General features: G+C 69.6%; 24 protein-coding genes and 1 pseudogene. 11 read left to right on the forward strand and 14 right to left on the reverse strand.

Annotated features, from left to right (window positions below):
* The first annotated feature begins 39 nt into the window (after positions 1-39).
* A complete protein-coding gene (gene otsB, locus A5789_RS02080; RefSeq protein ID WP_227462648.1) occupies positions 40-4,011 on the forward strand; it encodes a trehalose-phosphatase in 3,972 nt (1,323 codons plus the stop codon).
* Between the two features lie 83 nt (positions 4,012-4,094).
* Here the strand turns inward: otsB and A5789_RS02085 are convergent, their stop codons facing one another.
* Genes A5789_RS02085 through A5789_RS02100 form a run of 4 tightly spaced genes read right to left on the reverse strand, consistent with a single transcriptional unit; the run spans position 4,095 to position 6,744 of the window.
* The gene (locus tag A5789_RS02085; RefSeq protein WP_197516532.1) at positions 4,095-4,670 is read right to left on the reverse strand and encodes a hypothetical protein; all 576 of its coding nucleotides are present in this window, start codon (positions 4,668-4,670) and stop codon (positions 4,095-4,097) included.
* Positions 4,667-5,350: a hypothetical protein gene (locus tag A5789_RS02090; RefSeq protein WP_064905367.1), complete on the reverse strand. Its 684-nt coding sequence runs from the start codon at positions 5,348-5,350 to the stop codon at positions 4,667-4,669. The genes A5789_RS02085 and A5789_RS02090 overlap by 4 nt, the downstream gene beginning before the upstream one ends.
* Positions 5,337-6,287 (reverse strand): universal stress protein, encoded by a 951-nt coding sequence (locus A5789_RS02095; RefSeq protein ID WP_030516380.1) that lies wholly within the window; start codon positions 6,285-6,287, stop codon positions 5,337-5,339. The genes A5789_RS02090 and A5789_RS02095 overlap by 14 nt, the downstream gene beginning before the upstream one ends.
* Positions 6,288-6,333: 46 nt before the next feature.
* Complete coding sequence (locus A5789_RS02100) at positions 6,334-6,744, reverse strand: hypothetical protein (RefSeq protein WP_063018419.1); 411 nt, start codon at positions 6,742-6,744, stop codon at positions 6,334-6,336.
* Between the two features lie 256 nt (positions 6,745-7,000).
* Between A5789_RS02100 and A5789_RS02105 the strand changes: the two genes are divergently transcribed.
* Genes A5789_RS02105 through A5789_RS02120 form a run of 4 tightly spaced genes read left to right on the forward strand, consistent with a single transcriptional unit; the run spans position 7,001 to position 10,295 of the window.
* Complete coding sequence (locus tag A5789_RS02105; protein ID WP_064905365.1) at positions 7,001-7,759, forward strand: SDR family NAD(P)-dependent oxidoreductase; 759 nt, start codon at positions 7,001-7,003, stop codon at positions 7,757-7,759.
* Between the two features lie 2 nt (positions 7,760-7,761).
* Positions 7,762-8,727 (forward strand): nitroreductase family protein, encoded by a 966-nt coding sequence (locus A5789_RS02110; RefSeq protein ID WP_064905363.1) that lies wholly within the window; start codon positions 7,762-7,764, stop codon positions 8,725-8,727.
* A gap of 4 nt (positions 8,728-8,731) precedes the next feature.
* Positions 8,732-9,334, forward strand: coding sequence for a hypothetical protein (locus A5789_RS02115; RefSeq protein WP_064905361.1), 603 nt, complete (start codon positions 8,732-8,734; stop codon positions 9,332-9,334).
* Between the two features lie 40 nt (positions 9,335-9,374).
* Positions 9,375-10,295 (forward strand): universal stress protein, encoded by a 921-nt coding sequence (locus tag A5789_RS02120; protein ID WP_064905359.1) that lies wholly within the window; start codon positions 9,375-9,377, stop codon positions 10,293-10,295.
* A gap of 30 nt (positions 10,296-10,325) precedes the next feature.
* Here the strand turns inward: A5789_RS02120 and A5789_RS02125 are convergent, their stop codons facing one another.
* Positions 10,326-12,047 (reverse strand): GAF domain-containing sensor histidine kinase, encoded by a 1,722-nt coding sequence (locus A5789_RS02125; RefSeq protein ID WP_369817550.1) that lies wholly within the window; start codon positions 12,045-12,047, stop codon positions 10,326-10,328.
* A 231-nt stretch (positions 12,048-12,278) separates the two neighbouring features.
* On the opposite strand from A5789_RS02125, the gene A5789_RS02130 reads away from it, so the two are divergent.
* A complete protein-coding gene (locus A5789_RS02130) occupies positions 12,279-14,804 on the forward strand; it encodes a cation-transporting P-type ATPase (protein WP_064905355.1) in 2,526 nt (841 codons plus the stop codon).
* On the opposite strand, the gene A5789_RS02135 is transcribed toward A5789_RS02130, so the two are convergent.
* The 6 genes from A5789_RS02135 to A5789_RS02160 all read right to left on the reverse strand — a co-directional run bounded on the left by A5789_RS02135 (position 14,791) and on the right by A5789_RS02160 (position 19,250).
* The gene (locus A5789_RS02135; RefSeq protein WP_064905353.1) at positions 14,791-15,795 is read right to left on the reverse strand and encodes a nitroreductase family protein; all 1,005 of its coding nucleotides are present in this window, start codon (positions 15,793-15,795) and stop codon (positions 14,791-14,793) included. The two genes, A5789_RS02130 and A5789_RS02135, sit on opposite strands and share 14 nt — an antisense overlap.
* A gap of 86 nt (positions 15,796-15,881) precedes the next feature.
* Positions 15,882-16,526, reverse strand: a complete 645-nt coding sequence (locus tag A5789_RS02140) for a response regulator transcription factor (RefSeq protein WP_030516389.1) — start codon at positions 16,524-16,526, stop codon at positions 15,882-15,884.
* Between the two features lie 134 nt (positions 16,527-16,660).
* Positions 16,661-17,122, reverse strand: coding sequence for a DUF2267 domain-containing protein (locus A5789_RS02145; protein WP_064905351.1), 462 nt, complete (start codon positions 17,120-17,122; stop codon positions 16,661-16,663).
* A complete protein-coding gene (locus A5789_RS02150; protein ID WP_064905349.1) occupies positions 17,106-17,615 on the reverse strand; it encodes a pyridoxamine 5'-phosphate oxidase family protein in 510 nt (169 codons plus the stop codon). Before A5789_RS02150 ends, A5789_RS02145 begins: the two co-directional genes overlap by 17 nt.
* A 103-nt stretch (positions 17,616-17,718) precedes the next feature.
* Positions 17,719-18,540, reverse strand: a complete 822-nt coding sequence (locus A5789_RS02155) for a sigma 54 modulation/S30EA ribosomal C-terminal domain-containing protein (RefSeq protein ID WP_082940411.1) — start codon at positions 18,538-18,540, stop codon at positions 17,719-17,721.
* A gap of 92 nt (positions 18,541-18,632) precedes the next feature.
* On the reverse strand, positions 18,633-19,250 hold the full coding sequence (locus A5789_RS02160) for a DsbA family protein (RefSeq protein ID WP_064905441.1): 618 nt from the start codon (positions 19,248-19,250) through the stop codon (positions 18,633-18,635).
* A 130-nt stretch (positions 19,251-19,380) separates the two neighbouring features.
* Between A5789_RS02160 and A5789_RS02165 the strand changes: the two genes are divergently transcribed.
* The 4 genes from A5789_RS02165 to A5789_RS02180 all read left to right on the forward strand — a co-directional run bounded on the left by A5789_RS02165 (position 19,381) and on the right by A5789_RS02180 (position 22,594).
* Positions 19,381-21,534: an MMPL family transporter gene (locus A5789_RS02165; RefSeq protein ID WP_064905346.1), complete on the forward strand. Its 2,154-nt coding sequence runs from the start codon at positions 19,381-19,383 to the stop codon at positions 21,532-21,534.
* A 67-nt stretch (positions 21,535-21,601) separates the two neighbouring features.
* Positions 21,602-21,871, forward strand: coding sequence for a metal-sensitive transcriptional regulator (locus A5789_RS02170; RefSeq protein ID WP_030516394.1), 270 nt, complete (start codon positions 21,602-21,604; stop codon positions 21,869-21,871).
* 36 nt (positions 21,872-21,907) lie between these two features.
* On the forward strand, positions 21,908-22,150 hold the full coding sequence (locus tag A5789_RS02175; RefSeq protein WP_030516395.1) for a DUF2892 domain-containing protein: 243 nt from the start codon (positions 21,908-21,910) through the stop codon (positions 22,148-22,150).
* A 39-nt stretch (positions 22,151-22,189) separates the two neighbouring features.
* Complete coding sequence (locus tag A5789_RS02180; RefSeq protein WP_064905344.1) at positions 22,190-22,594, forward strand: DUF302 domain-containing protein; 405 nt, start codon at positions 22,190-22,192, stop codon at positions 22,592-22,594.
* A 42-nt stretch (positions 22,595-22,636) separates the two neighbouring features.
* Here A5789_RS02180 and A5789_RS02185 read toward each other — a convergent pair whose 3' ends face one another.
* The gene (locus A5789_RS02185) at positions 22,637-23,371 is read right to left on the reverse strand and encodes a GAF domain-containing protein (RefSeq protein WP_064905342.1); all 735 of its coding nucleotides are present in this window, start codon (positions 23,369-23,371) and stop codon (positions 22,637-22,639) included.
* 44 nt (positions 23,372-23,415) lie between these two features.
* Positions 23,416-24,117: a GAF and ANTAR domain-containing protein gene (locus A5789_RS02190; protein WP_181063915.1), complete on the reverse strand. Its 702-nt coding sequence runs from the start codon at positions 24,115-24,117 to the stop codon at positions 23,416-23,418.
* 226 nt (positions 24,118-24,343) lie between these two features.
* On the opposite strand from A5789_RS02190, the pseudogene A5789_RS02195 reads away from it, so the two are divergent.
* A pseudogene (locus A5789_RS02195) lies at positions 24,344-24,802 on the forward strand (APC family permease); the annotation flags it as partial.
* Positions 24,803-24,857: 55 nt separating this feature from the next.
* On the opposite strand, the gene A5789_RS02200 reads toward A5789_RS02195, so the two are convergent.
* A complete protein-coding gene (locus tag A5789_RS02200) occupies positions 24,858-25,847 on the reverse strand; it encodes a hypothetical protein (RefSeq protein WP_064905340.1) in 990 nt (329 codons plus the stop codon).
* Positions 25,848-25,898 lie beyond the last annotated feature (51 nt).

The raw sequence follows: 25,898 nt of genomic DNA on the forward strand, positions 1-25,898 counted from the left end.
TACCTTGCCGGGGCCCGCGCACGGGCGGAGGCTGGGGGAGTGCACCCTGACAAACCGGTGGCCGGGCCGGTGATCGACGCGCGTCGCTACGACGCGGTGATCTTCGATATGGACGGCGTGGTCACCGACACGGCCTCCGTCCACGCCGCGGCGTGGACGCAGGTGTTCGACGGATTCCTCGCCGCCCGCAAGCCCGGGCCCGGCGAGAACTGCGCCCCGTTCACCGCCTCGGACTACCAGGACTACGTCGACGGCAAGCCGCGGTACGACGGCGTCGCGGATTTCCTTGCCTCCCGGGCGATCTCACTGCCGCGAGGCGAGCCGTCGGATACGGCGGCCGACGCCACGATCTGCGGACTCGGAAACGGCAAGGACGAGGTGTTCCTCGCCAGGATCGCCGAATCGGGCGTACCGGTGTTCGCCACCACGGTGGCCCTGGTGCGCCGCCTGCGCGCCGCCGGGGTGCGGACCGCGGTGTTCTCGGCCAGCCGCAACGCGGCCCAGGTGCTCGACGCCGCGGGGCTGGGGGATCTGTTCGCCGTGCGGGTGGACGGTGTCGTGGCCGAAGAACTCGCGCTGCCGGGCAAACCGGACCCGGCCACCATGGTGCTGGCCACGCAGCGGCTGGGCGCCGAACCCGAGCGGACGGTCGTCGTCGAGGATGCCGAGGCCGGGGTGAGCGCCGGGCGGCGCGGCGGCTTCGGACTGGTGATCGGCATCGAACGCGGCGCGGATCCGGACCGGCTGCTGTGCACCGGAGCCGATGTGGTGGTCGCCGACGCCGACGAGATCCGGGTGCGCAGTGGTTTCCGCCGCCTGTCGGAGATCGCGGACGCGCTGGCGTGGTGGCCCTCGATCGCCGACGCCGTCGAGGACGAGCATGTCGCGGTGCTGCTGGATTTCGACGGCACGATCTCGGAGATCGTGCCCGATCCCGACGCGGCGATCCCGATCGAGGGGGTGCGCGCCACTTTGGCCGCACTGGCCGCGCGGTGTCCCGTCGCCGTGATCAGCGGTCGCGGACTCGAGGATCTGCGCACGCGCGTGGGCGTCGAGGGAATCTGGTACGCCGGTAGCCACGGCTTCGAACTGGTGGCGCCCGACGGCACCGAACACGTGCACGAAGGCGGCCCGAAGGCGGAGCGGGCGCTGGTGCAGGCGGCGGCCGAACTCGCCGAGCGCCTGAGCCGGATTCCCGGAGTGCTGATCGAGCCGAAGCGATTCGCGGTCGCCGTCCATCACCGCAAGGTCGCCGCCGATGCCGTGGCGACGGTGGTGGCCACCGTGCACGACATCGCCCGCGGGCAGGGATTGCGCGTGACCGCGGGCCGCAAGGTCACCGAACTGCGTCCGGATGTGGACTGGGACAAGGGCCGAGCCCTGCACTGGGTCCTGGATCTGGTGGGCCGGCCGGTGATGCCGGTGTACCTCGGTGACGATCTGACCGACGAGGACGCGTTCGACGCGATCCAGGTCACCGGCATGCCGCTCGTGGTCCGCCACGACGATACCGGCGACCGGCGCACCGCGGCGCGGTTCGCCCTCGACAGTCCCGCGCGCGCCGGCGAATTCCTGGAGCGGATCGCCGAATTGCTCACCGGGGAGAGCGACTGGGCGGTGGGACGGTCGTGGCTGCTCACCTACGACGGCTACGAGCCCGATGCCGAGCGGCTGCGCGAAGCGCTGTGCGCGGTGGGCAACGGCTACCTCGTCACCCGCGCGGCCGCACCGGAGACGCGTGCCGGAGCCCACCACTATCCCGGCACCTATGTCGCGGGAATCTACAACCGGCTCGGCGACGATATCGCCGGGCGGCACGTCGAGAACGAGAGCCTGGTAAATCTGCCGAACTGGCTTCCGTTGACCTGGCGCGTCGCCGACGAGGAATGGTTCGATGTCGATGGTGCCGAATTGCTGGACTACACACAGCAATTCGATATGCGCCAGGGGCTGCTCACCCGCCGGCTGCGCTGTCGCGACACCGCGGGCCGGATCACCGCGGTGGTTCAGCAGCGTTTCGCGTCGATGGACTCCCCGCACACGTGTGCGATGCGAACCACCCTGACGCCGGAGAACTGGAGCGGGCCGCTCACGGTCCGCTCGTCGATCGACACCTCGGTTCGCAACACCGGAGTCGACCGGTACCGCGAGCTGTCCGGAACGCATCTGAGCGAACTGCGAATCGACACCCCGGACGCCCACACCGTCTGCGCGCTGATGCGGACCACACAGTCACTGGTCACCGTAGCGGTGGCCACCCGGACCACCGTGACCTCGGAGGCGCAGGAGACGGCAGGCTCCGCACTCGCCGACGGCGCGGCCGGCCACGATTTCGTCGTGCCCGCCGAATCCGGTCGCGACATCGTCGTCGACAAGACGGCAGCGGTGTTCACCGGCCGCGACCGCGCCATCTCCGCACCCGACGAGGCTGCCGTGCGCCTGCTCGACGAGGCGCCGGGCTACGACGCGCTCTGCACCGCGCACGCCGATGCCTGGGAGCATGTGTGGCGGCGCCTGCGCATCGATCTGGATGCCAGTGAGGAATCGGTGCGAGCGCTGCGACTGCATGTCCTGCAGGTGGCGCAGACGCTGTCGCGCCACACCGCCGACCTCGATGCCGGGGTGCCGGCGCGGGGCCTGCACGGCGAGGCCTACCGCGGTCACGTGTTCTGGGACGAGCTGTTCGTCCTGCCGGTGGTGAGCCTGCGCGACCCGGCGCTGACGCGAGAACTGTTGCGGTACCGCTATCGCCGGCTGCCGCAGGCGCGTGCCGCGGCCCGCGCCCAGGGCTGTCGCGGCGCCCTCTTTCCGTGGCAATCCGGCAGTGACGGCCGGGAGGAGAGTCAGCGCCTGCACCTGAATCCTCGTTCGGGACATTGGAATACGGATGCCAGTGCTCGCGCGCAGCATGCCGGTCCGGCGGTGGCCTACAACGTGTGGCACTACTATCAGGCGACCGGAGACCGGGCGTTCCTCGCCGAGTTCGGCGCCGAACTGCTGGTGGAGATCGCCCGATTCTGGTCCGACCGCGCCACCTACGATCCCGCCGACGACCGGTATCACATCCGCGGCGTCATCGGACCCGACGAATTTCATTCCGGCTATCCCGGGCGGCCCTATCAGGGGATCGACGACAACGCCTACACCAATGTCATGGCGGTGTGGGTCATCCGGCGCGCGCTGGACGCGGTCGAACTGCTGCCGCCGCGCGTGCGGTCGGAACTGCTGGACCGCCTCGCGGTGCCGGCCGTCGAATCGGAGCGCTGGGCCGAGGTCGCCGATCGGATGTTCGTACCGTTCCACGACGGGGTGATCAGCCAGTTCGCCGGCTACGACCGGCTGGCGGAACTGGACTGGGACGACTACCGGCGCCGCTACGGCGATACGAGCCGGCTCGACCGCATCCTCGAGGCCGAAGGTGACGATGTCGACCGGTATCGGGTGGCGAAACAGGCCGACGTCCTGATGCTGTTCTATCTGTTCTCCGCCGACGAGCTGGGGCGGTTGTTCGCCGGGCTCGGTTACGATTTCGGCGGTGCGGACATCCCGCGCACCGTCGACTACTACCTGGCCCGCACCTCGCACGGGTCGACGCTGAGTGCCGTCGTCCACGCCTGGGTGCTGGCCCGGGCGAACCGGGACCGCGCGATGGAATTCTTCGCCAGCGTCCTGGAATCCGATATCGCCGATATTCAGGGCGGCACCACGGCCGAGGGCATTCATCTGGGCGCCATGGCGGGCAGTATCGATCTGGTGCAGCGCTGCTTCACCGGACTGGAGACCCGTGACGACCGCCTGATCTTCGCCCCGTCGTGGCCGCCGGAACTGGGCACGCTGACCTTCGCGATCATCTACCACGGCCATCGCCTGACCGTACGCATCGACGCCCGGCGGATCGAGATCAGCTCCGATACGGACGGGGCGCGTTCGATCACGGTCGAATGCCGCGGCCGCACCGTCGTGCTGGCGACCGGGGAGAGTGTCACGCTGCCGGCGACCGACGAACACTGAGAGCGCGAACACGGCAGCGCGAACACCGACAGCATGGGAGCGCCGAACCGTCCGGGTGGAGGTTCGGCGCATCGTGCTTCGAATTATGCTGCGGTCGAACGGAATTCGGTGACCCGCCACCATTCCCCGCCGCCTGCGATGTGACCGGTGGCCGCCACCGGCAGATCGCGGCGACGCAGGCCGGGCAGCACTCGATAATCGATCGAGCCCGGGACACTGACCAGGGCGAGCACCCGCCACAGCGCGCGGGCGTAGGCGTCGGCGGACGCCGCCCCGTCCCATTCGTAGAGCCCCCGGTACACGCCGCGTTGATCGTGCGCCAGCCACAATTTGCTGATCATGCCCGGGAATCCGGCGAAGAGCACGGTATTGAGGATGCTCTCGCGACGGAACCACGCATGCCCGCGTCCGCGCACGCCTCGCAGCTCGAAACGCACCAGCAGCACACACGGTTCGGGCGAGGGGATTCGATCGATCACGGTTTCCTGGTAGACGTAGGCCGACGTTCCGTCGCCGAAACTCAGCCACGTCCCGACGTTGCGGGCCGGGCGGTGGATGCGGTGGCGTGCCAGCAGCCCGACGGTCGTGATCATGCACCGGCCGACCGCGAGGAAGGCCGGCGCGATCGGCAGTGGCGTCGGTGTGCCGGTGGTGGTCACGGTGTTTTGCTCCCGATGCGGGCGGGTTCGGCGACGGGGTGCGCTTCGGCACGTTCCTTGATGCCGCGCAACATCTTCTGCTCCATCACCAGACTGCCCGGTTCGAGGAAGAACGTGTCGAACAGTCGCAGCGCGGTCGAGGCGCCGGGCGTCGCGATCCGATTGCGGCTGACCAGGCGGGTGCCCTCCGGGCACGGATACAGCCCGAATTCCCAGATCCAGTTCCCGTCGTCGGTGCGGAAGACGAGCGTTCGCTCGGGCTCGAGCACCGCCACCCGGGACGGGGTGTTGTCGGAATTCGCCGTGACGACGTCACCGACGGCGAGGTCCTGGAACTGCGGCAGGATCGACCGGGCGCTGTGCACGTCGACACCCAGGAGCCGGTCGATCCAGTCGTAGCTGTAGATTCCGCCGCGTCCCGGCCCGAACTGCACGAGCCAGGGCCAGACCGCGGACGGATCGGCCTCGATCGTGATCGCCCGGGTCGAGAGCATGTCGGGAAGCAGGAGCAGGTCGTCGCCGGGCATGCGGCGGCGCACCTCCTCCTCGGTCGCGCCCCAGCTCAGACACCACCGGCGGGCGAAGAGCCGGTAGCCGGTGGCCAGCCCGCCCAGAAACGATGCGACGCCGACCGCGGCCGCGGCACCGCGACGGGCCGCCGAATGGTCAGTCCTTGTCATGCGCCTGCTTCTCCTCGGGCGAACGCACGACCATGACGGGGCATTTCGCATGCTGGACAAGAGAATTCGACACCGAACCCAGCAGCAGCCCGCGGAAGCTGCCGCGGCCGTGGCTGCCGACCACGATGAGCTGCGCGGATTCGCTCCACCGCTGCAGATGGGCAGCGGGCTCGGCCATGCTGATGTGCCGGCGCACCGAGACGTCCGGATACTTCTCCTGCCAGCCGGCCAGTCGTTCGGCGAGGATCGCTTCCTCGTTGACCTCGATATCCGACATCGGGAACCAGGTGTACGGGTCGCCGACGAACGAGCCGAAGGTCAGATCGCTCCACGCGTGCACGGCGACCAGTTCGGCGCCGCGCTCGGCGGCTTCCTCGAACGCCGCCGCCACCGCGCCCTCGCTGAGCGGGCTGCCGTCGACGCCGACGACCACCGGGCCGGTCTCGCGTGGCCGTGACTGCTGCTCGGACTCGGTGCGTACCACCACGACCGGGCCCTCGGCGTGGCTGGTGACCGACAGCAGAATCGAACCGATGTGGGTGCCGAAACCGCCGGCGCCCTGTGCGCCCAGGGCTACCAGATAACCGGTGGCGCTGTGCCGCAACAGCATTCGCGCCGGATGCTCGGAGGAGACCTCCGTGCTGACCTGGACCTCGGGCAGGGTGTCGCGGACGGCGAGCGCCTCGCGGGCGACCAGGGCTGCGCCGTGGGCGCGCAGGCGTTCCAGCACCGCCGGCTCGGAAATGTCGTAGTTGTTGAAAACCCGGCTCGCGCTCGGCAGGTCGAGTCCGTAGGCGATGCGCAGGTCACGTCCTCGGTCGCGGGCGACCTCGGCCGCCCACAGCAGCGCGGTGCGGGCACCGGCCGACCCGTCGACACCGACCACGATCGGCGCGGAGACGAGGTGGTGCGCGTCGTCCGCATACTGAGAGCTCATCGGTATTTCCTTTCACCCTGATCGATCCGCCGCGCGCATATGCCGGTCATGATTCGATCTCCTCGGTTTTGATATGCAGTCCCAGCCCGGCGACGACGATGCCGAGGACGAGATACAGCGGCTGCGCCCAGTCCAGCGTGCGGAGCGCGGTCATCTCGGCGAGCAACCAGCAGATCAGCAGTAAGCCGCTGATCACCGCGGCCGTGGCGACGCGCCGATCACCGGTGAGGGCGCCGCCCGCGGTGACCGCCATCGGTATCCCGACGACGAGCGCGAAGGCCACCGCGCCGGCGGCTACGCCGTGCCCGGCCGGAGTGCTGTCCAGCGGCGCGCTCGGATGCAGGCCGATGCCCAGCGCGACCGCGAGCGCGAAGACACTCGCCGCGACCGCACCCGCGGACGCGGCCAGCAACATGTGCCAGCGTCCGACGCCGTCGCCGAGAGTGATTCCTGCCATACCCCGACCTTTCCCGACGCCGGGGAAGGGCCGCCAGGGCCTTTGGTCCCGCACTGCCGCCCCGAGGGTCCACCGGAGCCGGCCGATGTGGCGACCGCCCGCCGCTCACGGCGCCGGATCCGATCGGCGCGACGACTGCCCGGCGGTCACGACTGTCCGAAGACTCGGCGTTCCGGTGACTTTCGGCCGTGCCCCGCCCACCGCCCGGGGCGCGATGCTGAGTGCGACAACGCACCAGTGAAAGGGGCGACAGACAATGGGCACGTTCAGTGGTCGCAGTGCGATCGTCACCGGGGGCGCACGGGGCATCGGTGCCGCCGTGGCGGCCGAGCTCGCCAAGGAGGGGCTCGGCGTGGTGATCGCCGATCTCCTCGAACGCGACGGCACCGCCACAGCGACGGCCTTGGGCGCCGGCGCGATCTTCCGTCGCCTCGACGTCGCCGACGAGGATGCCTGGCAGCGGGTGATCGCCGACGCCGAAGCCACGTTCGGCCCGCTGGCCGTCCTGGTGAACAACGCCGGCATCGTCGATTTCGGCGGCGTGGACACCGAGCCACCCACGATGTTCCGCCACGTCCTGGATGTGAACCTGTACGGCTCGTGGCTCGGCATGCACCTGGCCGGTCCGCGCCTGCGCGCGGCCGGCGGCGGAGTGGTGGTCAACATCTCCTCGACCGCCGGCCTGATGGGGTACGCGGGCATCGGCGCCTACGTCGCCAGCAAATGGGGATTGCGCGGACTGACCAAGGCGGCGGCGCTCGAATGGGGACCGTCGAATATCCGGGTCTGCTCGGTGCATCCCGGCCCGATCCGCACCGCGATGACCGCCGGTATGGACGAATCCGTCACGGCCGCACAACCGTTGGCCCGTTTCGGGGAACCCGAAGAAGTCGCCGCCATGGTCCGGTTCATCGTCACCGAGGCGACGTTCTCCACCGGATCGGAATTCGTGGTGGACGGCGGCGCGACGACCGGCCAGGTGCTGGATCTGCCCGCCGCGGTAGGAGACCGATGATCATGACGAGACATCCGGACTACGACACTCTGATGACGGCGGTGGACCTGGCGGTGCGCGCACCGTCGGTGCACAACAGCCAGCCGTGGCTGTGGCGCATCGGGGACGACACCGTCCAGCTGTACGCCGACACCAGCCGGCAGCTGCGGCAGACCGACCCCGACCAGCGCGATCTGATCGTGAGTTGCGGTGCGGCACTGCATCATCTGCGGGTCGCGGCCGCGGCGCTGGGCTGGGCGACGGTGGTGCACCGATTGCCGAACCCGGCGGTGCCGGAGCACCTGGCGGCCGTGGAATTCCGGCCCGCCCCCGCGACGGCCGAAGCGGTCGGCCTTTCCCGCGCGATCCCGCTGCGCCACAGCGACCGCCGCCACTACACCTCCTGGGAGGTGCCCGACATTCACATCGGCTCCTTGACGGCCGCCGCGGCGGCGAACGGCGTGCTGGTCCGCGATGTGGTCGCCGACGGCGAGCGGGTGCGGCTGCTGCACGCCTTCGAACGTGCCGCCGCCGCACACAACGCCGACGCCGCCTACCGCGCCGAATTGGCGCGCTGGAGCGGACATCACGCGGCACCCGACGGTGTTCCGGCCCGCAGTGCGGTCGCCGCGACCGACGCCTCGGCCCGGCCGTTCGCCGATCCCCGGCTGCCGGAGGCGGTGGTTCGCGATATCGCCGACGCCGATCACATGCTCATGCTCTACACCGCCGGCGACGACACGGTGAGCCGGCTGCGCGCGGGGGAGGCGACCAGCGCAATCCTGCTGGCCGCGACCACATTCGGGTTGGCAACCTGCCCACTGAGCGAACCGCTCGAAATCCCGGAGGTGCGCGCGGAACTGCGCACCGACCTCCTCGACGACAGCGGATATCCGCAGATGATCATCCGAACCGGCTGGGCCGCAACCAGTTCCCCGCTGTCACCGACACCACGACGACCGCTCGACGACGTCGTGACCCGGCTGTGAGGAGATGACCGACATGACGCGGTATCCGTCGTTGGCACTGCGCGCGTGGCGCACGGGTCCGTGGGCGGCGAACCGGCTGATGCGGCCGTCGGACCGGATCGAGGCCGTCATCCGGATCCTGGCTGTGGTGGTGGTTCTCGGCGCGGTGCCGGTCTGCGCGGCGATGGGCACCGCCCGCTACACCGATGCCGCCGTACAGATTCGCGACGAGAACGCGGCGAAGACGGCGGTCGCCGCCACGATCGTCGCCGATCCGGTTCGCACGACGGCGACATCGATGGACGTCTCCGCCGATCGATACGAGGCCACGGTTCGGTGGACCCGCGACGGGCATTCCGCCGAAGCCACGACGCCCGTGGCGGCGACCGCGCACCCCGGGCAGCAACTGACCATGTGGCTGGCGCCCGACGGCCGCCCGACCGCAGCACCGCTGCCCGCCGACACCGCCGCGATGCGCGGGGTCGGGCTGGGAATGGCTACATTCGTCGAAATCTGCTTCGCTACAGCGGCACTGGTATGGCTGACGGCCTGGGCCTTCGGTATCCGGCATCGTGCCGGCTGGGCCCGGGAATGGCGAAACATCAGCCGCCCCATCGGAACTCCGTGAACACCCGATCCACAACCACCCGATCCACGAGGAGAACATCATGACCGAGCACCACGCGGTACCGCAGCGGCACACCGATTCGCCGATCGTCGCCGCGGTCGACGGCTCGGCCGTCGGCTACCACGCGGCCGCCTGGGCCGCCGCCGACGCCGCGCTGCGCGACTGCCGCCTGCATCTGGTCACGTCGATCTCGGTCGCGGGCGGGCTGGGTCCCGCACCGATCCTCACCGAGGACGATATGAGCTGGCTGCGCGTGGACGCCGAACGGATCCTCGTCGAAGCCGCCCGCATCGCCCGCGCCGCGACACCGGACCGTACGCCGGTGATCACCACCGAGATCACCACCGACGCGATCATCGGCCATCTGATCGCACAGTCCGATCAGGCACGGGGGATCGTGGTGGGCAGCCGTGGCCTCGGCGCCATCCGGCGCGGCCTGCTGGGGTCGGTGTCCTCCGCGATCATCCGGCACGCGAATTGCCCGGTGACCGTGGTGCATTCGCTCTCGGCGACGGATGCCGTCACGGCGGTGAAGCCGGTTCTCGTCGGCGTCGACGGCACGGCGAACAGTGTGCCGGCGCTCGAACTCGCCTTCGAGGAGGCGTCGCGGCGCAATGTGGGGCTGGTGGTGCTGCACGCGTGGAGCGACCGCAGCAGCGGCCTCGATCCGGCGATCGTCGGCTGGGACGCGATCCGGGAATCCGAGGACGCGGTGCTGGCCGAAACGCTGGCCGGATACTCCGAACGGTATCCGGAAGTGAAGGTGCGTCGCGAAATGGTGCTGGATCGGCCGGTGCGCTCCCTGCTCGATGCGTCGGAGAACGCGCAGCTGGTGGTCGTCGGCAGCCACGGCCGCGGCGGATTCACCGGAATGCTGCTCGGCTCCACCAGCGCGGCATTGGCGCAATCGGTGGAATGCCCCATCACCGTGGTCCGCCAACCGGCCGGAAAGACCGCGTAACGGCAGGTTCGGTAGCAGTCGGCGGGGTGGTCAGCTCAACGGAGCCGACCACTCCAGCCGCGTACCCGGCCGCTGCGAGCCCGCCGGGCCGGGCACGGTGCGGAACGTGCCGCCCAGTGAACGCGCGCGCTCGGCGAGATTGGTCAGCCCGCTGGGGGTGATGTTGTCGCCGATACCGCAACCGTCGTCGGTGACGGTGATCGTCAGGTCGTCCCCGACACCGATCACGACCTCCAGCGTCGTGGCGCCGGCGTAGCGGACGGTGTTGCTGACCGCTTCGCGCACAACGGCTTCCGCGTGGTCGGCCAGCTGCGAACTCACCACCGAGAGCGGTCCGGCCACCCGCAGCGAGTTGCGAATCGGGGTGTCGCCGCACTGCTGGCGGATCGCCTCGTCGAGGCGCTGACGCAAGCGCGTGCTGGTGCCGCCGTGCAGATCGAAGATGGAGGTGCGGATCTCCTGGACCACATCCTGCAGACCGTCGATCGCTTCGGTGAGCCGGGCCTTGACCTCGGGAACTCGGGTGCGGGGTACCGCTCCCTGCAGCGACAGCCCGATCGCGAACAACCGCTGGATGACGTGATCGTGCAGATCCCGGGCGATCCGGTCGCGGTCGGTGAGCACGTCGAGCTCGCGCAATCGCTGCTGCGTGGCGGCCAGCTGCATGGCCAGCGCCGCCTGATCGGCGAAGGCGGCGGTCAATTCCAGCATCTCGTCGTCGTAGGGCGCGGTGTCCTTCGCGCGGACCGCGATGAGGATCCCCTGCGGGGCGTCGCGGGTGTGCAGCGGGACCAGCAGTACCGGGCCGCCGGTGGGGAACAGCGCGGCGAAGTCGAGGTCGCCCACATCGTCGAAACGCAGCGGCTTACGGTCCGTGAAGGCGGTCCCGATGGTGCCGGTGACATCGAGGGAATGCCCGGCGTCGGCCCCCTCACCCGCGGCCTGGTCGACGACCAGCTCGGTGATCTCCTCGGCCGGCACATCCGGGTCGGTCACCGTGGCGAGCAACACCCACTCCGATCCGGTGAGGACCCGCACGTGATCGACCAGATGTGCCAGCACCCGGCCGGGCTCGTCGGCGGCGAGGAATTCCGTGGTCAGATCGCGGGTGGCCTCGATCCAGGCCTGCCTGTTGCGGGCGGCCTCGTACAGCCGGGCATTCTCGATGGCGATGCCCGCGGCGGCGGCGAGCGCCTGCACGATCAGCTCGTCGTCCTCGGTGAACTGCTGCCCGCCGGCCTTCTCGGTGAGATACAGATTGCCGAAGATCTCGTTGCGGATGTGCACCGGAACCCCGAGGAACGTGCGCATCGGCGGGTGGTGGGCCGGGAATCCGACCGACGACGGGTGGTGTGCCAGGTTCTCGAGCCGGATCGGCTTGGGTTGGGTGAAGAGCATGCCCAGCACGCCGTGGCCCTCGGGCAGATCGCCGATGAGTTTGCGGGTCGGTTCGTCGATGCCCTCGTAGATGAACTGCTGCAGGTGTTCGTCGTGGCCGCGGACGCCCAGCGCCCCGTATCGGGCATCGACCAGGTTGATCGCGGCGTGGACGATGGTGCGCAACGTCTCGGCCAGGTCGAGTCCGGCGGTCACCGACAGCATCGCCTCGACCAGACCGTCCATCCGGTCGCGGGAGTCCATGATTTCGTCGACGCGGTCGCGCACTTCGGCGAGCAGCTCGCGCAGCCGTAGCTGCGAAAGGGTGTCGCGCACCGAGTAGCTACCGGCTCGCTGATCATCGGGCATTGTCATCGTCCTGTAATCCACTGTCCGAGTAACGCGAAACATCGGCGTTTACGCTTGCGAAAAGCCTACCGCTCTCCTGTGCGCCGCGACAGATAACGGCAAGTCGGACGGTGGATGCCGCTGCGACGAAGGTCGTTTCGAAGGCCGCCGAAAGGCCCTGGCTTCGACAGACCCCGAGGTAGACGGTCGGATTATGAGGATCTGTTACGGCACATCCCGTCGGAAAGGTGTCGCGCGATGACCCGTTCCAGCGCCACTCGGACACTGCCGGAGGGGCTTTCGTCGGCCGAAGCGGCGCGACGGCTGGCCCGCGACGGCGCCAACACCGTCCCGCGACGGCCGCCGCCGCCGTGGTGGCGGCGAGTGCTGCGCCAGTTGCGCGACCCGTTGATCCTGGTGCTGCTCGTCGCCGTGGTCCTCACGGTGGCGACCGGGGACTGGACCGATATGGCCGTCATCCTGCTGGTCATCGTAGTCAACACGGCCGTCGGCGTCGGCCAGGAGATTCGCGCGCAGCAGGCCATCTCGGCGCTGGAAGAACTGACCGCGCCCACCGCGCGGGTGATCCGCGATCGCGAGCAGCGGCAGATCCCGGCCGCCGACGTGGTCGTGGGCGATGTCGTGGTCCTCGCGGAAGGCGATATCGTCGCCGCGGATGCGAGGGTCGTCGAGGCGGCCGCGCTGATGCTGGACGAGTCGGCGTTGACCGGTGAATCGCTGCCCGTCGACAAGTCGGTCGACGGCGACGCGGAACTGTCGGCCGGCACCGTGGTCGTCAAGGGCCGGGGCACCGCGGTGGTCACCGCGATCGGCGCTGCCAGCGCCACCGGCCGCATCGCCGGACTGCTGGACCGCCGGACCGGTCCGACACCGCTGCAGCGACGTCTGGTCGACATCGGGCGCCTGCTGGCCGCGGTCACGGTCGTGCTCTGCGTGGTGGTGTTCGCGCTGGGAATGGTCCGGCATCAACCGCTGGAACTGATGCTGGTGACCGCGATCAGCCTCGCCGTGGCGGCGGTTCCGGAATCGCTGCCGGCGGTGGTCACCCTCGGGCTGGCGCTGGGCGCGCGCCGCATGGCGGCCCACCGTGCTCTGGTCCGCACGCTTCCCGCGGTCGAGACGCTGGGGTCGGTCACCGTACTGGCGACCGACAAGACCGGAACGCTCACCGAGGGCCGGATGGTCGTCGGAGATATCTGGACGGTGGCGCAGCGGTCGTCGGAGGACGATCCGGCGGTCGTCGAACTGCTGGCGGCCACCGTGTTGTGCAACGACGCGCAGTTCGTCGCACCCACCTCCGAGACGGACGAGACGGCGGTGCTGGGCGATCCCACCGAAGCCGCACTGCTCCGTGCCGCAATGGATGCCGGCATCGACGAACGGGAGTTGCGGAGCCGGCTGCCGCGCGTGGCGGAACTGCCGTTCGACAGCGACCGCAAGCGTATGACGACCGTGCACCGGCTACCGGACGGGACCTACCGCACCGTGTGCAAAGGCGCGCCCGAGGCCGTTGTCCGTGAGGGGCTGGTCGATGCAGGCATGTCGCTGCGCGCCGAGGCGCTGGAACATGCGGCCGCCTTCGCCGGCCAGGGGTACCGGGTGCTGGCGGTCGCCGCGGCGGATCGTCCGGAGGCCCCCGGCGAGGATCCGGAGGACGGCCTGCGCCTGCTGGGACTGGTGGCGATTCTGGATCCTCCCCGGGAGGAGGCCGCCGCGACGGTGGCGGCCTGTCGCCGCGCCGGGATCCGGCCCATCCTGATCACCGGCGATCATCCCGGCACCGCCGCCGCCGTGGCCACCGACCTGGGCATTCTGGCCGGCGGCGACGCCGTCGTCGACGTCCGGAGCGCGAGCGACACCGAACTGGGAAGCGCCGCGGTTTTCGCGCGGGCGACACCGGACCGCAAACTCGACATCATCAACACCTTGCAGGCCGGCGGCCAGATCGTCGCCATGACCGGGGACGGGGTCAACGACGGGCCGGCGCTGCGGCGCGCCGATATCGGCGTGGCGATGGGGCGGCGGGGCACCGAGGTGGCACGGCAGGCCGCGGACCTCGTGCTGGCCGACGACAATCTCGACACCCTGGTGGTCGCCGTCGAGGAGGGCCGCCGCGTCTACGCGAACATCCGGCGTTTCCTGATCTACGGCCTTTCCGGTGGGGCGACGGAAATCGCGGTCATGCTGTTCGGTCCGCTGTTCGGACTCGCGCTGCCGCTGCTGGCCGCCCAGATCCTGTGGGTCAACCTGCTCACCCACGGTCTCACCGGAGTCGCGCTGGGCGGTGAACCGGCCGATCCGGCGATCATGCGGCGCTCGCCGCGCCCGCCCGCGCAGAGCATCCTCGGCGCGGGCCTGTGGCAGCGGATTCCGCGCATCGCGTTCGTGCTCACGGTGGTCACCCTCGCGGTGGCGGTGTGGGCGCACCACACCGACCGGCCCTGGCAGACGATGGCGTTCTTCACCCTGGGGGTCACTCAGCTCGGCGTGGCGCTGGGGTCGCGCACGCGCCCGTGGTCGACGGCCAATCCGCTGCTGCCGGTGGCGATTGCGGTCTCGTTCGCGCTGCAAGTCGCCGCGGTGTATCTGCCGCTGCTGCAGCGGCTGCTGGAAACCGAGGCACTGAGCTTCACCGACCTGCTGGTGGTGAGCGGCCTCTCGGTATTCGGGTACGCCGCCGTCCGGATGGATCGGTTTCTGCATCCGGGATCGGAGCGTGAAGCCGGCGCCGGTTCGAGCCGGAGTGGCCTCACCGCCCGGTGAAGGTCAGCACCTCGTCGATATCGCGGCGCGGGGTCGACGGCGGAGTCGGCTCGTCCGGCGGCGGGCTGCCGATGCGGACCAGGACCTGCGGGTAATCGTGATGCGGGAGCAGCGCGGCCAAGGCGCGACGACCCGCCGGCACCTCCGTGAGGTGGGTGACCGGGCAGGTGCCCAGCCCCGCTGCGGTGCATTCGAGCAGTACCGCGGACAGCGCCTCGCCGGTGCGGAGCCAGTACTCGCGCGAATCCTCCGGAGAGCTGATCGCGACGAGCCGGGCGTGATCGAGGCGACCGGGCCGGCGCTCCGAATGCGGGGCGGCGGGGAACGGCCGGGCGACGTCGACGCGCGCGAGTTCGGCGGCGGAGATCAGACCGCTACCCGGAATCCCCTCGGTTTCCTCGAAATTACCTGCCCACCACAGCAATTCGTCCTGATACATCCAGTCGTCCCGGCGAGCCGCGGAGGCGGCGCGCGAGATCGCGGCCACCCGGGCGCGGACGTCGCCGGCGAGTTCGTCGAAATCGAGCCCGTGCGGCGTGACGAGAGCAGACAGCGTGGGCGCCACTTGCTCCCAGTGCCTCGGCGCGTCCATCGGCAGCCGGTCGGTGTATCGGTGGGTGATGGCCGCCGCGCGATGCGGGATTCCGTTCGGAGGGTCACCCCAGGGCCGGAATTCCAGGACCGCCATCAGGCCGGGCCGCTGCGGATCGGGCATCCGCACGATATCGGTATGCCAGTCGCGGGCGGCGAACGCGGTGCGAGCGTGGTGCAGCACCGTGCCGCAGCTGATCACCTGTTCGCGGCCGTGCGGGTCGGCGCCGGACAGGACGCGATCGGGATCGGTGTACAGGAGCAGCCGATGGCGGTCGAATATCCAGCGCCAGGGTTGCGTGTTGTGGACCGAGGGTGCTCGCTGCGCCAGCTCGACCACTGCCGCGACCGTCCGGTCGTCGGGCCTGTCGACGATTGTCGAGTGCTTTGCCGTGGTCATGGTGTCCAGTCTCACAATCGTGAGGCGGCCCGACTACGGGCGTTGATCCCGCCGAGTGGGGCCGATGGTCACCGGCGCGCGCCGCGCTACTCCGCCGGAGTCCTCGAATGCAGTTTGGTGGCGTAGACCGCTGCCTGGGTGCGGCGCTGCATACCCAGTTTGGCCAACAGCCGCGAGACGTAGTTCTTGACGGTCTTCTCGGCGAGGAACATGCGGTCGGCGATCTCGCGATTGGTGAGGCCCTCGCCGAGCAGATCGAGCAGTTTGCGTTCCTGCTCGGTCAGCGTCGCCAGCGGGCCGTCGGGCTCGGTGCCGTGGCGCAGCTGCTCCATCAGTGCGGCGGCGGCGCGGTTGTCCAGCAGCGATTTACCGGCGCCGACGTCCTTCACCGCGCGGGCCAGTTCCATGCCCTTGATGTCCTTGACCACATAACCGCTGGCACCGGCCAGAATCGCGTCGAGCATGGCGTGCTCGTCGGTGAAGGAGGTGAGGATCAGGCAGCGCAGCCCGTCAACCTTGGACAGCAGCTCCCGGCACAGTTCGATGCCGTTGCCGTCGGGAAGGCGGACATCGAGCACCGCGACATCGGGGCGCAGCGCGGGGATGCGGGCGAGGGCCTGGGACACCGATCCCGCCTCGCCGACGACCGACAACTCCGGGTCGCCGTCGAGCAGGTCACTCAGCCCGCGACGGACGATTTCGTGGTCGTCGACCAGGAACACCTTGATCATGGTGAGTGCGTCCAATCGAAGTAGCGATGAATGTACTCACCATAATCGCCTGATCAGTGCCTCAGCATGGACGAAAGTCCCTTTCCTGGTTGCTGAGACCGTTGCGAGGCCGTTGCCGAGACCTGAGCGTCGACCTACGCCTCGCCGGGCACGGTCGCGGCCGTCCCGTTGAGCTCGCTGCCGAGCAGCACCGCGCGCAGCGGCTCGGGCACCACGGCGAGTACATGGTCGAGATGCCCGGGGGAGAACACATCGGACAGCGCGATCGTCACCGCACCGATCAGCGCCACCGCCTCGTCGGGGGATACGCCCGCCTCTTGGGCGAACGCGTCGACGAAGGTCGTGACGTCGTGGTGCACCGGCACATGGGCGGGCACCCAGCCCTCGTAGAAGATGCCGCGGAGCAATTCGGGCAGCTGGGCGCTGAAATGCGCGGCGACGGGAACGTCGAGGCGATCACGCACGGTGTGCAGCCAGGCGCGCAGCGCACGCAGCGCGAAGGTGCGGTCCTCGGTGGCCAGCCGGTCGGCGACGGTTCGCAACCACGTGTGGGCGGTGTTCAGGGCCGGCGCGAACGGATCATCGTGGTAGGTCATGAGTATCGGCTTTCGACGAGAGGGTCGGTGGCGCCGGCGTACCGGATGGTTCCGGTGCGCCGAGGAGACGGATACCGGTCACGATGGTGGGTTCGATCTCGACGACCGCATCCATGGTCGCCGCTATCCATGGTCGCAGCAGCCGCTCGTATCGCGCCACGCGGTACGGATCGGCGACCGGCCGCGCCAGGCCGGTCACCACGACCGACCAGCCGGTGCGGGTGCCGGGGTCGATCTCGTCGGCCTCGTAGGCGACGACCACTCCGGGATCGGCCCGGATCGCCGAGGTGAGCCGGGACGTGAGCCGGGTGCGCACGACCACGCGCCCGTCGTCTTCGACGAAATGGTTGACCGGGCGAATGGCCGGTAGTGCGTCGCGCGTGAAAACAACTCGGCCGTAAGCGATTCCGGCCAGCAGCCGCATCGCCTCGGCGCGGTCGAGGGCGACTGTGGAGTTGGGTGCGCCGTCGTCGGTGCGGTCGGGCGGAATCACGATGCGGTACCTCTCGAGGGCTGAGCGTCCGGTCTGTCCATGCCACCACCGCGCGTGCGGTGCTGGTAGGGGCGAAGGTCCACCACTGAGAGGCCTTCGCGGATCATCGCCGCGAGGTGATGAATCCGTAGTGACCGTCGTAGCGGTGATAAAACACGCAGCCGCGGTCGAGTTCGCGATCGCGGTAGAAGAGGAACGGCGAACCGCTCAACTGCAGCCGGGCCAGGGCCTCCGCCCGGTCGAGAACCGGGGCCGGGGCATCGGCGACGGTGAGCGGCAGATTCGCCGAATCGGCGGTCGCCGCGCGCTCGTCGAGCCGAATCAACCGATAGTGCCCGCCGGTGGTGCGCGCGAGCACGCTTTCGGTCTCCGCGCCGGACTCGGCGAACAACCAGAAGTCGTAATCCATCAGCGCCATATCGGCCGCGGCCTCCGCCGCCGTGCGGTCGAGCAGATGAAAACACTTGGTGCGCACGATCTTCCGCTGCGTGACCGGGCGGAGATAGAGCAGTGTGGCGGCCGGTGGTTCACACCGCTGTCGCTGTGTCGCGCCACCGCCGATCGGCATGCGCAGCCGGGCGCGCGTCCGTGTCTGCAGCAGATCCACCGCGTCGCGCGCCGTTGCCCCCGTCACCTGCACTCGCAGCGCTCGCTCCGCGACGATGTCCGCCTGTGCCACGAACGGATTCGCCAGCGCCGACTCGCGATGGTCGGCCAGGCGGACCCGGATCGACGCCACCGGCGACGGTGCACAGCGCGCGGCGTCGCCGATGCGCCGTCGCGCATACTCACCGAACATGCTGGGGACTCGGTCACCGAGCCGGATGTCGACGGTGGGCAGGTGGTACCCGGGGCCCTGGACGTCGGATTCGGCGCGGCGGACGGTGCCGCGCCGAGCGCCCGGCGCGGTGCTCGCGAAGTTCATGGTCACGCTCCTTCGCGTCGATACCACCGCATTCCCGGTGCTGCCGGACAGGGCCGAAGGTCACCGGCCGCCGGGCGTTGTGCTGCAACGCATCAGGCGTCGACGGCGGGTTCCGTGGTGTCCGGCGGCCCGGAATAGGGGCTCTGCATCGCGGCGAAGCCGGGCGTGGAGGCCACGATGACGAGTGCGTCGAACAGCTGTTTTCCCTCCCGGGGCCCCGGAATCTCCGTCAGTACCGGACCGGAGAAGCCACGGCCGTCGATCACGACGATGGGGCTCCCGCTCCGGTCTCCGAGCGCCTGCTGGCTGTGTCGGTGCGCGTCGGCGACGGACTCGTCCAGAGTCATATCCTCCGCGTCGTCGGCCAGGGCGGGGTCCATCCCGGCGCGGGTGAGCATGGTTCGCATCGTCTCGTCGCTGATCGGTTCCCGGCGCGTGTGCGCCACGGTGCCGAACTCGTGATACAGCCGGGTGAATCCCTCGACGCCGTACAGTCGCGTCGCGGCGGCGAAGACCCGCCCGATCCGGCGGGATCGCTCGAGCATCGGGCGGTGATCGGCGTCCACCTCGTGCCCCTCGTTGAGGACGGCGAGACTCATCTGCCGCAGGGTGACGCGAGCGCCGGCGTCCGCGGCCGCCGTTTGCAGCCAGCGGGCGGTCACCCAGCTGAACGGGCAGACCGGGTCCACGTACAGGGCGATATCCGTCATGTCGTCTCCTTTCGCATCCATGGCCGGTGTACCCGCCTGTGGGCAAGCGCACCTTTGCGTCCTGTATACCCCCTGGGGTATGTTGTCCGCTATACGAAATATACCCCCTGGGGTATCGAAGGGAGGCGTGATGACCGAATCGCAGGTCGTGTCACCGCCGGCGGCCACCACGCGTGGCTCCGGCGGGATGCTGGGCAGGTTGGGGGCCGCCATGGCCGGCCACACCCGGATAGTGTTCGGGGTCTGGCTGCTCGTGCTGGTCGCGCTCGGAGCCGCGGCGCCGAGCGTGTTCAATTCCCTCGCGGGCGCCGGCTGGCAGGCCAACGGGTCGGATTCGGTGCGGGTGCGCGAGTTGGCGCAGCAGCACTTCGGCGGCAATTCGTCGGCCGCGGTGCAGGTCGTGGTGCACTCCGACACCCGGACCGTCGAGAGTCCGGAAGTGCAGTCGGTGCTCGGCCGGATGACCGCGATCTTCGCCGGTGATTCCCGATTCGGCGAGGTGGTGGCGCCCCAGCCGGGGATGTCGATCAGCCCCGACGGGCATACGGGAATCCTCATCGCCGGCGCCGCGGCCTCGACCGATGACATGGTGAAGGCGGTCGATGCGCACAAGGACGCGCTGACGGCGTTGTCGGGCAACGGAGTCGAGGTCTATCCCACCGGCGCGTCGGCGTTGTGGAGCGACTTCAACAAGGCCAATCACGATGCGATGCTGAAGGCCGAGATGTTCTCCTGGCCGGTGACCCTCGCCATCATGGTGGTCGCCTTCGGCTCGCTGGTGGCGGCCGGACTGCCGTTGCTGCTCACTCTGGCCGGCTTGATCGCCTCGGCCGGTGGGCTGGTGCTGCTCAACCACGTGACGCCGATTTCGGTGTGGGCCATGAACTTCGCGATGATGTTCGCCCTGGCGCTGGGCATCGACTACGCCCTGTTCATCGTCGCCCGCTTCCGCGGCGCGCTCGCGGCGAGTTCCGATCCACGCGCGGCGGTGGCCGAGACCATGAGCACGGCGGGTAAGGCCGTGGTGCTGTCCGGGCTGACGGTGCTGGTGAGCCTGTCGGCGGTGCTGATCGTGCCGGCTCCGGCGGTGCGGACGATGGCCGTCGGGATCATGTTCGCGGTGGCGTTCGTGCTGCTGGCGACGCTGACCCTGTTGCCGGCCGCGCTGGGCGCGCTGGGTGGCCGGATCAATGCCGGGTCGCTGCCTCGCATCGGCCGCCAGCATCACCGCTCACCGCGGTTCGCGGCCTGGGGCCGGATCCTGCACGACCGGCCGTGGCCGTTCGCGATCGCCGCACTGCTGGTCCTGATCGCGCTCGCGATCCCGGTGACCGGATTGAAGGTCGCGATGCCGTCGATCCAGGTCGTGCCCTCGGACGCGCCGGTTCGTCAGGGCTACGAACTGGTGCAGGCACAGATGGGCGAAGGCGCTCCCGGAATGTTGCAGATCATCGCGCCCGCAACGGAATCCGGTGCGGTGGCGAACGCCGCCTCGGCGGTCGACGGCATCGCGATGGTCACCCCGCCGCAACTGTCCCGCGACGGAAGCGGACTGGCCATGATGCAGGCACTGCCGAACGTCGACCCCTCCGACGGGCGGATGACAACGATCCTCGATCACCTGCGAGACCGGCTGCCGGCCGGAGCGCTGGTGGGCGGTGCGCCCGCGGAGAATCTGGATCTGCAGCACGCTCTGAACCACTACTTCCCGATCATCGTGGGAATCATCCTGGTGCTGGGCTTCGCCCTGCTGCTGGTGGCATTGCAGGCTCCGCTGATCGCGGCGCTGGGCACGGTGGTGAGTCTGCTGTCGACGGCCGCGGCGTTCGGAGTGGCGAAACTGATCTTCCAGGACGGGCACGGGGCCGGCCTGCTCGGTTTCACCCCGCAGGGATTCCTCGACGGCTGGGGTCCGGTGTTCTTCTTCGCGATGATCTTCGCCATCGCGATGGACTACACGGTCTTCCTGCTGGCGACGGCGAAGGAGCATTACGAGCGCTCCGGCGATCCGAGTCACGCCCTGGTGGACGGACTGGCCCATTCCGGCCGGGTGATCTTCGCGGCCGCGGCGGTCATGGTGGCGGTGTTCTTCACCTTCTCGCTCGCCGATCCGCTGCCGCCCAAGGAGATGGGCATCATCCTCGGCGTGGCCGTGTTGCTGGACGCCGTCGCGGTGCGACTGGTGCTGCTGCCGGTCCTGCTGCGGCTGACCGGGCATCGTGCCTGGGCATCGCCGCGGTGGTTGCGCCGGATGCTCCCGTCGATCAGCTTCGCGCATGACTGACGCCACAACCCTCCGGCATACCCCCAGGGGTATGCTGGAGGGGTAGGCGACGAGAGGACGGACAGCCATGGTCGGCAACGAGGAAACGATCGCACAGGTACTCAACCGGTTGCGCCGCGCCCAGGGGCAACTGGGCGGTGTGATCGCCATGATCGAGCAGGGACGCGACTGCAAGGACGTCGTCACCCAGCTCGCGGCCGTGTCGCGGGCCCTGGACCGGGCCGGATTCAAGATCGTCGCGACCGGCCTGCGTGAATGCCTCACCGGCGAGAGCGCCGACGGCGCCGAACCGATGAGCGAAGCCGAACTCGAGAAACTGTTTCTCGCCCTCGCCTGAAAAGCGAAGGCGCCCAACCTATCCGGAAGTGAACGCATGCCGAACCTACCTCGCCACCAAGGCTGGTCCATCGCCCGCGTCGTCCCGCTGCTGGCCGGCACCATCGTGCTGATCAGTGTGGTCGCGGCTGCGGCATGGTCGGGCTGGTGGCTCGTTCTCACCGGGTTCGTCGGCGCGAATCTGCTGCTGTACGGCGTTGCGGGCTGGTGCCCGGCGACCCTGCTGCTACGGCGGCTGGGCCTGCCGGCCACGGCCGGTTGCGCCGTTTCGCGGACCTGACCCGGTTCACCACCCCCATCGAAAGGAAAGCGGGCGATCATGAATCTGGCGATTTCCACCACGCTGCACACCGACCGGTTCGACGAGGCCGTGGAACGGACGCGGGCCGCACTGGCCGAGCAGGGTTTCGGAGTGCTGACCGAGATCGATATGGCCGCGACCCTCAAGGCCAAACTCGGCGAAGACATGGAGGACTACCGCATCCTCGGAGCGTGCAACCCGCCGCTGGCGCATCGCGCGGTCGGCGTCGACCGCCGCATCGGATTGCTGTTGCCCTGCAATGTGATCGTGCGGCGCGACCCCGACGATGCGGGCGTCGTCATCGTCGAGGCGATGGATCCCGAGGTCATGGTGCAGGTCACCGGCGATTCGGACCTGGAACCGATCGCGACCGAGGCCGCCGCGAAACTCCGCGGCGCCATCGACGCTCTCACCCGGGCCTGACGGCCTCTGCCCGGCGACCGCGGACCGGCCGGATCCGAAGCGTCAGATCGACCGGTCCAGCGCGGACCAATCGAAGGTCCCGTCCGTGATGCTGCGCGACAGCGTCGTCAGGGCCATCCCGTGCTCGCGGGCGTGTGCCTGGAGCAGAGCGGCGGCCCGGTCGGTATCGGTATCCAGCCGTCCGGCCGCCATGCCGACGGCGTGCTCGTACCGGACGCGTTCGTCGAAGGCGGCGAGGACGCGCCCGGCCAGCATGTCCGACCGGGCCTCGTCGCTGTCCTGGCACAGCGACAGCGTCGTCAGATCGGCCACCGTCTGCACCACGGCACGGTGGTCCTCGCCGAATTCGGTCGGCTCGCGGTAGAACAGCGCCAGACTGCCGACCGGCCGGGTTCCCAAAATCATGGGCGCCGCGCAGATCGCCCGGTATCCGACGGCCGGCGCATCCTGTGACAGGGCCGGCCACCTGTCGTCGTCGCCGACGTTCTCGACGCCGACCATCCGCAGGGACGACATACTGCGGCTCCACGGGCCGTCGTCGGCGTGATTCTCCAGCAGCCGGACCAGATCTCGGTGCTCGTCGGGCGCCGTGAGCACCCGTACGACACCGCGAGGGTCGAGGACGACCACAGCCGTGGCGGCCGCGTTCAACACGTCGGAGCACAGGCGGGTGACCATCGGAAGCGTGTCCGCGAACCGGGCGTCGCGAACGAGGTCGGCGGTGATCCGCGCCAGCGGGCGGGCCAACCGTTGCCGCACGGCGCTCTGCTCGGTCACAGGGGTAAGCTTACGATCCTGTTGCGGGGGTCGGGAGTCACCGGTCATTCGCTCGCTCCGTCGAGATCGACGCGTCGTTCCAGGACACTTCGCGCCACGTCGAGCAGCGGACTGTTCGTAGCGAAGGCGAACGCACGCAGGCGCAGAAATGCCTCGTCCAGAGGAATGCCCATTCGAGCGGCGACCACTCCTGTCGCCATATTCACGTCACGATGTGTGGTCGCGATCGGCACGGCTCCCGGCGCGCGCGCGACGAGACCCTCCAGCAGGGTGTAACTGATCAGATCGGCGAGCAGTGTCGCATCGATCTCGGCGCGAGCCGGCACGTCGCCGGGCTCGCATCGATACAGGTCCAGGGCGCCGATCCGGATACCGCCGACCCGCAGAGGTAACGCGACGACCGCGCACAACCCGAGCCGCGCCACCTCGTTCGCATACATCGGCCACCGCTCGAAATCTCTCGTCCCGGCACGCGCCCGCACGGTGTCACCGGTGGTGAACGCCGTGAAACCGGGACCTTCCCCGAGCACCATCTCGACGTCCTCGATCTGTTCGGCGACCGAATCGCTGTAGCCGATGACCTCGACGACCGCACCGGCGGAATGCAATGCGACCGCGACGGAATCGACCCCCGTCAGCACGTCGCGACATGCCACACAGACTTGATATCCCCAATCGTCGGCGCGGCGCGGGCGGCCGATCGCGGCCACCGCCGCCTCCAGTCGGCCCCCAGATCGCTCGTCCACCGGTACTTCCTGGCTCCCCACCATACTGTTCGCGCTGACGAATCGACGTTTCCGGGCTCGGGGTGCGCCGACCGTGCCTGTGCACCCGAGACTAGTCACCCGGCGCCGCGGTGCCGACCGTTCTCCGGCACCGGTTCCCTTTCGGTGACCCAAGGCTCCTTGTCGACGACGGCCGCCCGGGACCAAGGACTCTCCTCCGGCGGTGACGTCCGTTATCTTCGAGCTCATGAATCTCGAGACGCCGGCCGACCTGCGCCGCCGGCTCGGTCTCGGCGACGCGGTGGTGATCGGGCTCGGTTCGATGATCGGGGCGGGTATCTTCGCCGCGCTCGGCCCGGCCGCCGCCGCGGCCGGATCGGGATTGCTGATCGGCCTGGCGATCGCGGCCGTCGTCGCTTACTGCAACGCCACCTCCTCGGCGCGGCTGGCCGCGCGCTATCCCGCCTCCGGCGGAACCTACGTCTACGGCCGGGAACGCCTGGGGGAGTTCTGGGGTTACCTCGCCGGCTGGGGCTTCGTCGTCGGTAAGACCGCCTCGTGCGCGGCGATGGCGCTCACGGTCGGTGCCTACGCCTGGCCCGATCATGCGCACGCGGTGGCCGTCGCGTCGGTGGTCGCGCTGACGGCGGTGAACTATCGGGACGTGCAGACGTCGGCGCTGCTGACCCGGATCGTCGTCGCGCTGGGCGATCGGTGCGGTGATCTACCTCGCGCGCCGGTCTCGCGCGCGGTAGCGCCGGTCAGCCCGCGCCGTCGGTGACGCGCAGGATCTCGTGCAGCGGCAGCCGCGGCGTCGGCTCCGGGTGCGGTTGGTTCTCCGGAGCCCGCCCGACGCGAATCAGTACCTGCGGGAAGGCGTTCCGGCCGATCAGCCGCGTGACGACGCTGCGACTGCGCGGAACCTCCGTGAGATGGGTGAGCGGACAGGTGGCGTAGCCGGCGAGGGTGCATTCGAGCAGGACGGTGGACAGCACCCGCCCGCAGGCCAGCCATTCGGCGGGGCTGTCGCCGTAGGTCGACAGCACGAGGATCTTCGACCGGTCGGCGCGCACCTCGGTGCGGCGTGGTTCGCCGGTGACCGTGGGCAACCTCCGCCCGACGTCGACGCGCCCGCGTTCCTCCTCGCTCACCAGCGCGTCGCGGGGGACGCCGGTATCTGCCACCACATGTCCTGTCCACCAATGCAATTCGGCGTGATAGTCGGCGTCGTAGCGGCGCACCGAAGCGGTCAGCTCCGAGGCCCGGGCCAGTTCGGCGCGACTGTCGTCGGGCAGGACGTCGACGATGGCGTCCTCGGGGTCGAACACCGTGCGCAGGACGGTCTCGAACGGCTCCCAGCCCTCCGGTTCGTCGAACGGGAGCCGGTCGGTGTACCGGCGCGCCATGGCGTCGACGCGTTCGCGGTCACCGTCGGTGATGTACGGCGAGGGCTCGAAGCGCACATCGGCGAGGTGGGTGCGGTCGTTGGGGTTCGGGAAGGTCGCCACGATCGTGCGCCACCCCTGGGCGGCCATCGCCGCGCGCAGGTGGTCGAGCACGATGCCGCAGCTGATCACGAGCTGTCGGCCGGTGCTGTCGGTGGTCGGCAACATGCGCTCGTGCACGCTGAACAGCCGCAGTTGCGCACCGTCGAACGTCCACCGCCACGGCTGGCTGTTGTGCAGCGACGGCGCACGGCCGGCCATCCGGACCGCTGTCTCGACGACGTCGCGTGTGGGCACTGTGTTCATATGTCGACGGTAGGTTCGCGCCGCGCGTGGCGGAGGGGCCGTTGGTCCCGA

The sequence above is a fragment of the Nocardia sp. 852002-51101_SCH5132738 genome (assembly GCF_001665695.1).
Taxonomy (GTDB): Bacteria; Actinomycetota; Actinomycetes; order Mycobacteriales; family Mycobacteriaceae; genus Nocardia; species Nocardia nova.